The sequence below is a fragment of the Nocardia aegles genome, from assembly GCF_052545135.1.
The window spans coordinates 236,211-248,237 of record NZ_JBQWRI010000009.1 but is presented as its reverse complement, the minus strand read 5'-3'; the positions used below and the strand labels follow the sequence as shown (position 1 = coordinate 248,237).

Genomic DNA, 12,027 nt, shown 5'->3' with positions numbered 1-12,027 from the left:
GGTCTCTTCTCAGCGCGGTGTGAGCGCGACCAGATCGGGTGGGGCCGCGGCGACTGCGGTGACCGGCGCGGTGGTCGGGGTGTCGGGGAGGTGCAGGCGCCAGTCGTCGCCGTGCCAGACGACGGTGGTGTGGTTGCAAGCGACGGAGTTGTCGGGGTGGGTGCTGTAGATATCGACGTCGGTGGCGTCGAGGCTGTAGCGAGTGATCACGTAGCCGAGGACTTTCGGTGAGCCGGCGGTGATCGGGGCGGTGATCGAGATTTGGGCGCGCGCGGTCGCCCAGGCGTCGCGGCCAGGTCCGGGGGCGAGCATCCGTTGCCCCACCGCCGGCCACTGACCGTCGGTGGCGATGGACATCCGCACCGTCGCCTGGATTGCTGCCAGCGCCGCACCGGCCGGTGCCCGGTCGAACCCGGTGGCCACCGGCCCGTCGACGCGGTGGGGGCCTTCGTCGGCGACGGGCAGGTCGACTCCTTGGAACGGCTGCCACCGCACGCCCGTGGGAGCTGCGGTGGTGGCGGTCGAACCGGTGTCCGGTGGCGGGTCCCGGGTCTCGTCACTGCCGCAGGCGAGCAGACCTGTAGCGAGAATCGGTCCTGCGGCGGCAACGCCTGCCCGCAGCGCGAGGTGTCGGAGGCCGGTGCGGTTCACGGGATGGTTCTCCTCGGTCGGGTCAGGCAGGCAGGATGGCGAGGGCTAGCGAGCTGGCCGAGCCGAGTAGGACCGCGCCCGCTAAGGCGCCGGCGAGTCCTTCGATGGCTTCCTCGCGGTACAGACGGATGGCCAGCAGTCCGCCGACCCAGATCGCGCGGGCGATGCACAGCAGCAGCACGAACCACGCCAGCCACCCCAGCAACTGGGTGAGCGGCGAAAGTACCTGCGCAGGGAGCTGTTTGGCGGTCAGCATGGGCCGCGGTCCTGCCGGTGGGTGCGGTTGGCGACCTCGAGGGCGGCCAGGATCGGCGCGGCGGTTTTAGCGGGTTCGGCGTGCGGCAGGGAGCGACCGGTGTGGGGCACGCCCCGCAGCGCCGCCTGGCGTGTGCTCGATCTACCTGCGAGTCTGGGGAGTTCGACGCAGTCGTTGAGCAGCACCACACCGGCCACGCGGCGGGCCCGCTGGGGGTATGTCGTGATCCATGCTTGCACCGACAGCGAGGCCACCGTGTGCGCCACCGGCACCACCGCGCCGGGGGCGGTGGTCAGCACGGCGTCGAGGGCGTCGACGAGGACATCCGTCCTGATGCGCCTGCTTGCGGGGCTCGGGTCGCTGTGACCGGGACCTCGCGGGGCGTCGACGATCTGATTGATGCCGCCATCGGGGTGTCGATGCAGGCGGGCGGTCTGCGGACTCCAGTAGCGGGAATCGGTGAACGCGCCGTGGACAGAGCCCCCGGTCGCCGCCCAGGCCGGAGCGAGACGTGCGCCGGACAGCGGTGTCCCGTCGCAGTGGTGAACGGGGCACGGACTCGAGTCGCGGCGACTGTCCGGGGCTGTTGTGTCCCCAGTGGTCGGCGATTCGGCGGTGGATTTTTGGGAGTGAATCCGGGTCGCGCGCACGGTTATCCGCCTCCGGTGACGGCGGCGTTCATGATCTGTCCTGCGCTGGTGGCGATGATGCCGCCGCAGAGGGCACCCAGGATGATCTTGGGTGATTCGACCGCGCCGCCGTGAAATCGTTCCCACCCGAATTTGCCGCCGGCGTAGATGAGGGCGCCGATACCGGCGAGGGTGACGATCCAGGACAGGTAGTTGACGAGGTTGACCAGTTTGTCCGCCCCGGGCGGGGACTTCGGGGTGATCTGGATCTGCTGGGCGAGCACCATGGCTGCCCCGCTGACCGTGTACGCGGTGGTCATGGCGTGTGCTCCGAATCATTGGGTGTCGCAGCGCCGGTAGGGAACTGGGTGAGGTGGGTGATGATCTGGACTCCGGCGTGATGCACGTCGGCGGGTACGGCTTCGCGTAGCCGGGGGCGGCGGGGTGGGGCAGGCGCGAAGGGCAGGTATTCGGCGAGATCGGTCAGTTCGCAGACGACGAGTTCGTCGTGCCAGCCGATCTGGTAGACGTGCTCGGCGAGGTCGGCGACCACATCGCGGTAGCGGCGCACCACCGCAGGTGGTTTTCCGGGGCGGGCGGCGGTGAGCACCAGCCCGATCACCTGCACCCCGTCCGGCGCCAGCCCGGCGTGCCATTCCCGCAGCCGCTCGGCGGCCGCCGTCAGGCCGGGCATGCACAGCCTGGCGGCGACGATCACCAGTTGGGTGGTGGCCGGTGAGGCGGGCCAGGCCAGGCCGGTGTCGGCAGCCGGTGCCCACCACCGCGCCAGGGTGGATGTCCCGGCGCCGCCGTGCGCGCCGAGCACGGCGAACAGCGGTGGATGGGCCCCCGTGGTCGGTAGTGGCGTCTCCCGCACTGGCGCCACCCGTTGTGGTGCGGCGACGGTTCCCGGCTCGAGGCGGCCCCTCCCGGTGGGAGGGTGTCGATGCAGGTGCAGGGGTGCGGCCATCGCTCAGCCCCGCTTCTGGATGTTGGTGATGACCACGTGGTCGTGGTCGGCGCGGAGGTTGATCAGCTGCAGATAGTCGACGCGCTGCCCATCGGGGTGGCGCTGGGCCACATGGACTTCCGCAGCACCCTCGGTGATCGGGGTGATTGCCACGCAGTGCGTTGTCCCGGCCGGGATGGAAGCGATGCCCGCGGCCAACGCCTCGACGGACAGGCCGGCTTCGGGGGCGACCAGGGCCAGCGCAGCCTCGGTGCGGCGCTGGACGTAGTAGGCGTGCTCGAACGCCGCGATCACCCCGGCCACGCTGTGGGTGTCGCCTGCGGCGTCGGTGACCGTTTGCCCGGACAATCCCGCGCACGCACCGCTGGACGGTGACGTGGTTTCTGGAGAAGCTGCCGTCGATGTCGGGATCGCCGTCGCCGAATCCGGCGGGGCGGCGACCCAGCTCACCCCAGCCCCACCGAGCACGGCGGCCGCAGCGACGCCGCCGGCAAGCCAGACCCCTACCCGGCGGGACGCTCGCGTGTGCCGCGATTCCGGCGGCGCCTGTGGTGAGGGTGGCTGGCTGAGCCACCGCCATTGCTCGCCGCAGCGGTTCGGGTCGTCGATCGTGCTGGTGGTAGGCGGTAGTGCGGTGGGTTCGGCCGGGTGCAGCCAACCGTGGCCGTGCGCGGGGTTGATGTCGGTTCGGGTGTGGGGCATCGTGGGGTTCTCACCTCCCTTTGTGTGGTGGCTGGGGATGCTGGGCCCTTCGGGCGGGGTGCAGGGGAGAATCAGCAGACAGAGCTCGGGTACGTCTGCGGATGGGAAGCTCTCCGCCCGAAGGGGTCAGCGACCGCCGCTGGACGTCGGTGCTCCCGGGACGGCGGTGCTGCTGGTTGGTGCCGTGGCGGGTGCGGAGGATGTCGAGGCGACGGTGGACTGTGGTGCGGCCGAGGGCGAATCGGTGGCCGCGAGGTCGCGGGCGGCGGCGGTGAACCAGTCGGCGGTCGCCGCCAGCGCTGATCGTCCCGTGGGTGTGGCGGGGGTGGTGCGGTAGGAGCCGTGGCGGCCGGTGGTGTCGCTGTATTGCGCGGCGGCGGCGAGGGTGTAGAGCTGCTGGTGGTCGGTGATAGTGCTGGTGATCGCGTCGAATGCCTCGTTCACCCATCGGCTGGCGGTTTGCGGCGGGATGAGCTCGACCACGGCGGTGGCGAGTTTCGCGCCGAGGCCGGCGACGGCCGCCCACGGGTTGGCCAGTCCGACGGTCGCCAGCTCAGCGATCGTGGCCGGGGTGAACACTTTCCGCGCGACCGACACCACCGCGTTCAGCCCGATCGTCCCGACCTTGAACAGCGCCGCGAAAACGTCAGCCGGCCCCGGCGCAGCTATGTCGGGATGCGAGGCTTCGGCCAGCCGCTGCCCGAGTGGTTTCGCAGGCTGATACGACAGCTGATCCAGAGTGGTCCCAGTGACGTCCTCGTTGATGACGGTCACCGCGGTGGTGAAGACGGTCGTGGTCAAGGCTTGCGCGATGGTGGAGATCGCGGCGATCGGGTCGCGAAGGTCGGAGCGGGCAGCGATGTTCGCGGCCGCGGCGGCGAGGCTGCTTCCCGGTGGGGTGTCACACGTGGCGTCGCCGGCCACACATAGGTCCGCGACACGACCGGTCAATGCCCCGTACCCGCTCGACGCTGCCGACGCCGTGGCGATCCCGGTACCGGTCAGCGGCTGGTTCAGAAGTGAGATCGTGGCAACTTTGTGCCCCGTGGTCCCGGGCGCGGCGGACGGGGTGGTGCTGGCCGGACGGCCGGGCAGCACTGGGGTGTTCATGACGCGATTCGGGTTGGCCAACAGGGCGATTGCGGCAATATGGTCCGGGTGCACGCGTGCGTTGGCTGCGCCGACGCGCTCGGCGAACCGTGAGACCGCGGGTGCGCCGTGGGCGTATCCGGCGGCGGCGATCTTCGTGTTCGGGCAGCGCGTGAGGACGTCGGCGGCCATGTCTTCCAGGCGCTCGGCTGCGGCGGTGATCGCTGCCTCGTACGGCAGGACCGTCCCGTCGAGTGCGTGCCCGTAGGGGACGTAGGCGCGTTGCACCAGATCACCCGCCGCAGCGGTGAGGGGGCCGAACACCTGCCCGAGCGCGCCGGAATCGCTGCTGAGTCCGGCTTCCGGGGCAGCTTCGTCGCTGCCCTGCACCCCGAACGCGTACAGGACCGGGCATACCGCGCCGAGTGGCACGCCGGTGGTTTCGGCCTGCGCGGTGCTGACGGCGTTGGCGAGCGCAACAGTGACCGCCACGAGCACCGCCGCAGTGGCGTGGCGTCGTGCACGTGTGCTGGGGCTCATGGGTGGGACCTCGATTCGATCGGGTATGGGGGGCCTGCCCGCGCCCACCGCGAGGGGTCGTGGGGGCGGGCAGGCCGATTCAGGCGGCTTGTGGGTGAGGTGGCGTGGGGTGGCGTTGCAGGTAGCCGGCCAATCGGGCGACGGCTTCGGCCGCACCGGCCCTGGCGGCGCCGACATGACTGGTCGGGTACTCCCGCCAACTCGAATCCACGCCGAGGGAGCGGTAGTGCGCGACTACGCTGCGGCCGACCACGATCGGCACGAGCGCGTCGTCGACGCCGTGGTAGAGGTGCACCGGCACCTGTGGGGCGGCGCGGCCGCTGGTCTCGTGCGCCAGCACATAGCGCCAGAGGGGGTCGTTCCACGGGTCCGGCCGCTCGCACCAGCTGCCCAACGGCTGGTTGCGGTAGGTGAGCAGCAGCTCGGCGGCGTCGAGTACTGCAGCGTGCTGGACCGTCTCGCGGCCGGCGGCGGTGAGCAGGTGCCCGGTCGGCAGATGGGAGTACGCGCGACTGAACCCGATGAGCCCGGCCAGCGCCAGCCCCGCCCACGGCCCACCGTCGATCTCGGTGATGAGTGCGCCCGGGTCGGCGACGACACCGCCGGCGGCTACGCCCCGCAGATCCAGTTCGGGTGCGTAGTGCGGGTGTTGTTCGGCAGCCCACACCGCCGACCGTCCGCCGTCGCCGTACCCCCAGATAACCAACGGCCCCGCCGTGGTGTCGAGTTCGGGCAGGTTCCCGGTTGCGCGCGCCAGGTCGAGCACCGCGTGCGCGCCCGCGGCGCCGGCCAGGAACTGGTGCGGGCCCAGACCGGTCATTCCCAGGCAGGGTCCGTCCGCCACCGCGACGGTCCAGCCGCGCTCCAGAGCTGCGGCGATGAAGGGTGATTCCGGTTCGCGCCCCTCGCCCAGGAGCTGGGATGGCGCGCAGCGGCCCCCGAGACCGTGGAAGGACGGGCAGTACACCAGCAGCGGGCCCGCACCGGCGACCCCGGTGACCGGGCTGGCGGTGATCACCGTGCCCGAGGCGGGTATCGGCGCCCGCGATCCCGTCGTGGCGTACACCAGTTGCCATGCCTGTCCCGCGCCGTGCAGGCGCGGCAGGGTGATGGGGCGGCGGCGCAAGAGGTGTCCGGGTGGGGCGTCGATGCCGGTGACGGGGCTGGTGTAGAAGTCGTCGTCGATCGCGATGGGGTCGGTCATGGTCGGGCTCCGGCGATGTCGTGGGCGAGGGCGACCATCCAGGCGATGCCCGAGCTGAGCTGGCCGTTGGCGGCGTAGTTGTTGTGCCGAGCGACGGTGTCGGCGAACCGCACCCACACCGCGGGATCGATCAGGTCGGCGTTGTCGGCGACCAGCTGGCCCCACGCCGCGGACAGCTGACCGGCCAGCTTGGGCAGCAACCCGATCGGGTTCGCCGCCACAGCGGCAGTGATCTCGTTCCACCGCGCCGCGGCCGCCCCGATGTCCTCCGGGCTCGGCGCCGGGGTGCGGGGGTCGGCGGCGTCGATCAACCGTGCCGCCAGCGGCTGCTGCGGCAGGTAGTCGACAGCGCCGCCGACGACCTGAAAGTCGTTGAGCACCACAGTGGTCCACACGTCGCCCAGCGCGGCGGAGAAGAGTCCGTTGAGCGACCCGATCGCGGCCAGCGGGTCGCGGAGGTCGGCTTGGGCGGCGATCTCCGCACCGACTCGCAGCAGCGCCGAGCGCCGCGGCGCCGAGCAGGCCAGGTCGCCGTCGGTGCAGATGTCGGCGACCCGCCCGGTGAGTTCCCCGTAGCCGGTTGCGCCGTCGGCGATGCCGCCGCCCCCGGCGGGCAGGTTGGGCATGTGCACCGCTGACACCGCAGCCCCACTCGTGCCCGGAGCGGGGTCGGGCACCGTCTGCCCGGGGCGGCCGGGAAAGATCGGCGCGTCCGGCGCGCGATCGGGGTGGGCATACAGCGCGATGCCCGCGACGCGCTCCGGCGGCACCGGCCCTGAGCCCGTACCGATATCGTGAGCGAACGACGACATCGCCTGAGCGCCTTGGGAGTATCCGATTCCAGCGATCAAGGTGGTGGGGCAGGTTTCGGCGATTTGCGCGGCGGCGGCATCCAACTGGTGGCGGGCGTCGGTCACCGACACCACATACGGATCCGGGCCGCCGCCGGGCACCGCGCCACCGAAGCCCGCGCCGTAGGGGATGTAGCTGCGCTGCACCAAGCCGGGAGCAGCTGACAAGACCGGGGCAATCAACGCACCCACCACCCCGGTGTCGGCGAGGGGGTCGGCGGTCGGTGATGACTGGCCGGTGCCCTGGACGCCGAGCACATACAACGCGGGACATCCGGGACCGATCGGCACGGCCGCGGCGGTTGCGCCGCTGGTCGTTCCGGTGGCCACGCCGAGCGCGGCCGACGCGGCGATCGCGGCGGCGATGGTGCGGCGACGGATCAGCGAGGAGAGGGTCATGGCTGCCCTACCCCCACGCCGGCACCGAAGCCCGCACCGACGGTCCCGACGACGGCGGCACCGAGGGCCGCGGCCGGGATTCCCGCGATGGCAGCACCGGCCGCAGCGCCGGCGGCGGCGCCGAGTGCGGTTCCAGCGATGCCGGAGGTCACCTCGCCGATGATCGGGACCGGCACCACGGCGCCGAGCGCGGCCCCGGCGATGCCACCGACGGTACCGCCGATCAGCCCACCGACCACCGCGCCCGCGGCAGCGGCCGGGACACCCGTCACGGCAGCGCCGACCGCGCCACCGATTCCCGCACCGGCGAGCGTGGCACCGCTGACCCGGTCCGAGCGCCCAGCCGGGATACCGATCGAATCCAGCGCGGTCGCGACCTGGGCTTCGGCGTCCGCGGCGACGTCATTGATCGTGTCGGCGTACTCCGGCGGCAGCCACTCCGGACGTGGGGCCTGCCACTGCCCGATCCGGATCATGTTGTCCGGCGGCTCGATCGGCGCCACCGGCTCCACCGGTTCCGGTAGGTGCAGGTCCTCGATCCGCACCGGCTCCACCGGTTGCTCCGGCGGCGGCGCCGGACGCGACGGCGCAGCGTTGCGAACTTCCGGCGGCTGTGAGTAATACACCGGCGGCGGCGCGGGTTCCGGTACAGCCGGTGCCGGCTCGGGCTCCGGCACAGGTGGTGCAGCCGGGGACGGGGTGGTCGCGCCCGGCTGGGCGGGGCTGGTCACACCGGGCTGATCAGTGATCACGACGGCCGAATCGGCAGCGTGCGCGACGGCGGTCGCGGCCAGCAGCATCGCCACCGGCACGGCGCCAGCCAGCAAAGCACGGCTGCCGCGACGCAGGCCCGCCTGCGGGCAGTGTCGTCCTGCCGCTGCGGTTCTGCGGCGCACGGGCGCAGTCTGGTGGGGCGTTGTCCTGTTTTCGGGCATGCGAAATAGACCCTTTTCCATCGTTCAGGGCGGGGAGGTTTGCTGGTGCGGACGGCGACGAGTCGATGACCCTCGCTATGCCTGCCAGAGGACGATTCCGCCTCTGGCAGGCCGCTTCTCAGGCGATCGCGTCAGATGAACGGCAGGATGAGCGCCAGTGCCTGCGCTGCCACGGACAAGCCGTTCGACAGCACCGACAACCCGGTGTTCACCCAACCCAATATCACAAAGGGATCCATCGGTTCATACCTCTCGATCGGTTCGGACTTGCACGACAATCCAAACCCTGAAAACCGCTGGAACGCTAGCGTTTCGGCTCTCCTACTTTTAGGTGAGAGCGAAACTGTCAAACTGCTTTTCCATCGTCATGCAGCTGATTTTCCAACCATTTGACAATCAGACCGGCAAAGAAATTTTCTCGGCACATCCACCGCAGATTGCGGTGACCGGAGGCGCCGACACAACGAAAGCGCGCTGTAGTCAGCTACTTACAGGCGAAGTTGAAGAAAGTCACCTTGCCGGGCGCGAAACCTTCTGGTAGGAAGAAACGTTCGACTCGGTGAGCAACCTCTCATAATATCGCCGTTCACCATGTGATGAAAGACACCACAACGGGGGGCACCTGACATGAACCGCAATCCCACACCGCGCTCCTCCGGCAGCGCCAGAGATAAGCCGCTGCCACGGATCCCGACCCTGGGCCACACCTGCTTGCTGATCCGGGAAGACCTGGGACTGTCGCGCAACGGCGCACATCAGCTCCACGGCATCAGCCAGTCCCATCTGTTCAACATCGAACACGACCGCTACGTGCCGACCGTCGAAACGCTGGAGAAGATCATCTCCGGTTACCGCGTCGAGGCGATGATGGCGCGTCACCTGCGGGAACTACGCGCTCCGGCGGAATACCTCGCTCCAGTCGGCAAGCTGCGCGAGTGCGTGAACGGCAACGACGCGTTGATCGAGCACCTGCACGACCTCGAACAACGCGACATTCTGGCCGCCTACGTCGACCCTGTATGGAACGTCCTGGCCTGCAACGAATCCTTCCGCGCGGCGTTGCCCGGATTGGACACGACCGACTGCATCCCCACATGGCTCTACAGCGGCTACGCGCGTTCGGTTTTCCTGCAAAACCCTATGGAAGCCGCGCACTCTGTGGCCACCCTCAAGGGTGTTTTGGGCCGTTACCGCGACTCCGAACAAGCCCACGACCTGATGCGTCAGCTACGCCCCCACAAGGAGTTCCAGCGGCTATGGTCATCCAGCATCCACGTCGCCTACGGCCGCGACACCAACAACCTGCTGCACATACGCGACCCGGACACCGGAGAACTGGCCTCCTACCGACTCAGCGTCGCCGACGTCAGCCAAAGCCAAGACGTGCTACTGCTCACCGCGATCCGCAAGCCCTACTCCGGCCCCCCGCTCCCCTAACCGCCGAACGTACCGACACGCGCGTGCGACACGCCGAGACAGGCTTGTCGCAGGCGCGTTTTTCCGTTGAGAAGATAATTTCCCTTCCGTCATCCATCGCCTCAGCGGCCACGCTCGAAAGGCGCCCACCGCATCGGCAATGCGGTGGCATCGACCAGCAATACATGCTCCGAGGAACACCGGAACCTCCGCACCCCACTACACGGCTCACAGCCGCGCCTATTTTCTGACACCATCGGCACAAATTACGCACGTGCGCTGAAAAACGGATCCCCCGGGACTCCGCTCGATCATGAAATCCACCGATTTCGGAGCTCGACATGACAGATGACCCCGATACGCCACCACAATCCCCATATGTTCCTCACGAGGCGACCTATCCCATCTCCGTCGGCGCCCGCGCACTGCGCAAATCACGCCGATGGTACGAGGAGCAATTGAAAGCCGGACGGCTGCCCGGCCATAAAGCGGGCCGCACCTGGTTCTTGACCGCCAGCGACATCGCCGCCGCGATCGAGTCCACCAGCCGCCCTGCCACATCAGCCTCCAGACCCAGCGCTACACAACCAGAGACTGCACGCCGGCCACGACCCTCCCGGCGACGCACCACCCGCCGACGGCGGGCGATCCCGCCACAATCCGAGCAACGATGACATCCCAACGACCTCGCGCCGTTTTCATGGAACATGGAGGTTTGATTGCGCCTACGAGAACGATGTGGACCAGCACAAATGGTGCAAACCACTCTCGTCCAGGGCGGATGGTTCGGATCGCGTGTTTCATGTTACGCGCAGCCGCTATCGGAAGTTCCCTCTCGACGAAGAGGCTTGGACCGTATCTGATATAGCGGCCGTCGCAGCAGCTACTTCCAGCCTGGCGGCACAAATCATCAAGGCGCACCACGACTACGCGGAATCTCGGCTTGGGGCCCTAAGGGCCACGCTCAGCCAATTCGACAGTTTCTTCACAGAAGGTTGATTGCTCACTAACACGTGAGTGGCCGTGCTGGGTGGGGGTCAGCGCCCAGGGTGGGCTGGCTACCCGCCTGCTTCGAGCGCCCGCGCGGGCGCCAACCTCGCCGATGTGATCTATAACGAGTCGACCTTATGGCCGACGGGGTTCGAACCGCCCCTGCGATAGTTGTCGAAACGCCGACCCACACCAAAGACAGTGACCCGTATGTATGTCCAGGTCGACGGATCCGCCGTCGGCCGTGTCGATGCGGTCCAGCAGCATGCAGGTGCCGGGCGGCGGGTGTGGACTCCGCGGCGGGCGGGGTGGGGCGCCAGAACGCCCTCGGCGTTGTACAGCCGGGCCGGGTGATCACCCCAGGCGTTCGGGGTGGTGATGATCGCCAAGGTCGAGATCCGCACGGTGGTCTGCCATGCCGACAGCACAGCATCGGCACCAGATTCTTCGACATCACGCCACGTCACGGCGAACTCGCGCTGCTCCGGCGTAAGGAGCGCTGGCGATTTCGTAAGCGTTGTGGTCGGCGATCATGGCGCGGAAGATCACGTCGGAGAGTCTGCGTTTGAGGATCCGCATCGCTTCCATTCCGCCGTCACCGCCGGCTTCCGTCGAGCGAGCAGCGCTCGGGCGTCCGGGTGGCAGCGCGCTTGGGTGAGGGCGATCCTGTGGATAGCGGCGCTGAGCTGACGATTTCCGGTGCGGGAGAGTCGATGCCGGGCGCGGTTGGATGACCAGACCGGCAGCGAGCGGAGCAGTGCCGTTGTGACGAGCGAAGGCGTCTTTGGAACGGAACCTGTCGACGTCGGCGGTCTCGCCGAGGATTCTTGGCCGCAGTCAATGCCGCGCACCCCACAATGGCGAGCAGCGACGGCGCCACGGCAGTCACCCGAACGCCGATCTCGTCGCTGAGGTCGTTGATCTCGTCGGTCAAACGTCGGCAGTGCTCGATCAGTCTCGCCGCCAGACGGGTGACCAGCCCGTCGAAGTCGGCCAGATGTTCTGCGACGCGGTCATAGGCGCTGGCGCGCTCGAGCTTGACCGGTGGCGTCCAGGCCGGGTCGAGTTCGTGCAGGTGCCAGCGCAGCCGGGCGATGATCCGCGTGCGTTCGGCCACGAGATCTTCGCGGTGATCGACCAGCAGCCGGATCTCACGTTCGGTGCCGTCGAGTTGCGCGATCGGCAAGTCCGGTTCACGCAGAGGATTTGGCACACGCCGGTGGTAGGGGCGAGCAAGTCGGGTTCGCTGCACGTCACCGCTGCGGAATCCGATTGAGCCCCGAACCGGTCTGCGGCGGTTCGGGGCTCGTTCAGGGGTATTCGTGCCTACCATCCGATCGCTCAAACAGTTGACGCCTCGAATTTATCCGACGTTCATCGCATCCGAGAAATCCC

15 protein-coding genes are annotated in these 12,027 nt (G+C 68.8%); 3 read left to right on the top strand and 12 right to left on the bottom strand.

What is annotated here, in order from left to right:
• Nucleotides 1-9: 9 nt before the first annotated feature.
• The 10 genes from ACT89H_RS23755 to ACT89H_RS23710 form a co-directional block, all read right to left on the bottom strand.
• Nucleotides 10-651 carry a DUF8175 domain-containg protein gene (locus ACT89H_RS23755; protein ID WP_445110863.1) on the bottom strand — a complete coding sequence of 214 codons (642 nt, stop codon included), beginning with the start codon at nt 649-651 and terminating at the stop codon, nt 10-12.
• Nucleotides 652-673: 22 nt separating this feature from the next.
• On the bottom strand, nt 674-907 hold the full coding sequence (locus tag ACT89H_RS23750) for a hypothetical protein (RefSeq protein WP_445110862.1): 234 nt from the start codon (nt 905-907) through the stop codon (nt 674-676).
• Nucleotides 901-1,557: an alpha/beta fold hydrolase gene (locus tag ACT89H_RS23745; RefSeq protein ID WP_445110861.1), complete on the bottom strand. Its 657-nt coding sequence runs from the start codon at nt 1,555-1,557 to the stop codon at nt 901-903. Before ACT89H_RS23745 ends, ACT89H_RS23750 begins: the two co-directional genes overlap by 7 nt.
• Before the next feature lie 2 nt (nt 1,558-1,559).
• Nucleotides 1,560-1,856, bottom strand: a complete 297-nt coding sequence (locus ACT89H_RS23740; protein WP_445110860.1) for a hypothetical protein — start codon at nt 1,854-1,856, stop codon at nt 1,560-1,562.
• Nucleotides 1,853-2,413, bottom strand: coding sequence for a DUF6668 family protein (locus ACT89H_RS23735; protein ID WP_445110859.1), 561 nt, complete (start codon nt 2,411-2,413; stop codon nt 1,853-1,855). Before ACT89H_RS23735 ends, ACT89H_RS23740 begins: the two co-directional genes overlap by 4 nt.
• Nucleotides 2,414-2,509: 96 nt before the next feature.
• On the bottom strand, nt 2,510-3,208 hold the full coding sequence (locus tag ACT89H_RS23730) for a DUF8176 domain-containing protein (RefSeq protein WP_445110858.1): 699 nt from the start codon (nt 3,206-3,208) through the stop codon (nt 2,510-2,512).
• A gap of 126 nt (nt 3,209-3,334) precedes the next feature.
• On the bottom strand, nt 3,335-4,837 hold the full coding sequence (locus tag ACT89H_RS23725; RefSeq protein ID WP_445110857.1) for a cutinase family protein: 1,503 nt from the start codon (nt 4,835-4,837) through the stop codon (nt 3,335-3,337).
• A 79-nt stretch (nt 4,838-4,916) separates the two neighbouring features.
• Complete coding sequence (locus ACT89H_RS23720) at nt 4,917-6,041, bottom strand: lipase family protein (protein WP_445110856.1); 1,125 nt, start codon at nt 6,039-6,041, stop codon at nt 4,917-4,919.
• A complete protein-coding gene (locus ACT89H_RS23715; RefSeq protein WP_445110855.1) occupies nt 6,038-7,291 on the bottom strand; it encodes a cutinase family protein in 1,254 nt (417 codons plus the stop codon). Before ACT89H_RS23715 ends, ACT89H_RS23720 begins: the two co-directional genes overlap by 4 nt.
• A complete protein-coding gene (locus ACT89H_RS23710; RefSeq protein ID WP_445110854.1) occupies nt 7,288-8,187 on the bottom strand; it encodes a hypothetical protein in 900 nt (299 codons plus the stop codon). Before ACT89H_RS23710 ends, ACT89H_RS23715 begins: the two co-directional genes overlap by 4 nt.
• Before the next feature lie 370 nt (nt 8,188-8,557).
• On the opposite strand from ACT89H_RS23710, the gene ACT89H_RS23705 reads away from it, so the two are divergent.
• Nucleotides 8,558-8,767, top strand: a complete 210-nt coding sequence (locus ACT89H_RS23705; RefSeq protein WP_445110853.1) for a hypothetical protein — start codon at nt 8,558-8,560, stop codon at nt 8,765-8,767.
• A gap of 86 nt (nt 8,768-8,853) precedes the next feature.
• Complete coding sequence (locus ACT89H_RS23700) at nt 8,854-9,663, top strand: MmyB family transcriptional regulator (RefSeq protein ID WP_445110852.1); 810 nt, start codon at nt 8,854-8,856, stop codon at nt 9,661-9,663.
• Nucleotides 9,664-11,085: 1,422 nt separating this feature from the next.
• On the opposite strand, the gene ACT89H_RS23695 is transcribed toward ACT89H_RS23700, so the two are convergent.
• Together ACT89H_RS23695 and ACT89H_RS23690 are read right to left on the bottom strand one after the other, a co-directional pair.
• Nucleotides 11,086-11,211, bottom strand: a complete 126-nt coding sequence (locus tag ACT89H_RS23695) for a hypothetical protein (protein WP_445110894.1) — start codon at nt 11,209-11,211, stop codon at nt 11,086-11,088.
• A complete protein-coding gene (locus ACT89H_RS23690; protein WP_445110851.1) occupies nt 11,178-11,483 on the bottom strand; it encodes a transposase in 306 nt (101 codons plus the stop codon). Before ACT89H_RS23690 ends, ACT89H_RS23695 begins: the two co-directional genes overlap by 34 nt.
• 146 nt (nt 11,484-11,629) lie before the next feature.
• Between ACT89H_RS23690 and ACT89H_RS23685 the strand changes: the two genes are divergently transcribed.
• Nucleotides 11,630-11,908 carry a hypothetical protein gene (locus ACT89H_RS23685; RefSeq protein ID WP_445110850.1) on the top strand — a complete coding sequence of 93 codons (279 nt, stop codon included), beginning with the start codon at nt 11,630-11,632 and terminating at the stop codon, nt 11,906-11,908.
• Nucleotides 11,909-12,027: the final 119 nt, after the last annotated feature.

Coding starts and splice junctions, on each gene's coding strand:
- ACT89H_RS23725 (WP_445110857.1), bottom strand. CDS start 4,837: ATGAGCCCCAGCACACGTGCACGACGCCACGCCACTGCGGCGGTGCTC.
- ACT89H_RS23720 (WP_445110856.1), bottom strand. CDS start 6,041: ATGACCGACCCCATCGCGATCGACGACGACTTCTACACCAGCCCCGTC.
- ACT89H_RS23750 (WP_445110862.1), bottom strand. CDS start 907: ATGCTGACCGCCAAACAGCTCCCTGCGCAGGTACTTTCGCCGCTCACC.
- ACT89H_RS23685 (WP_445110850.1), top strand. CDS start 11,630: ATGTTCTGCGACGCGGTCATAGGCGCTGGCGCGCTCGAGCTTGACCGG.
- ACT89H_RS23700 (WP_445110852.1), top strand. CDS start 8,854: ATGAACCGCAATCCCACACCGCGCTCCTCCGGCAGCGCCAGAGATAAG.
- ACT89H_RS23730 (WP_445110858.1), bottom strand. CDS start 3,208: ATGCCCCACACCCGAACCGACATCAACCCCGCGCACGGCCACGGTTGG.
- ACT89H_RS23715 (WP_445110855.1), bottom strand. CDS start 7,291: ATGACCCTCTCCTCGCTGATCCGTCGCCGCACCATCGCCGCCGCGATC.
- ACT89H_RS23695 (WP_445110894.1), bottom strand. CDS start 11,211: ATGCGGATCCTCAAACGCAGACTCTCCGACGTGATCTTCCGCGCCATG.
- ACT89H_RS23740 (WP_445110860.1), bottom strand. CDS start 1,856: ATGACCACCGCGTACACGGTCAGCGGGGCAGCCATGGTGCTCGCCCAG.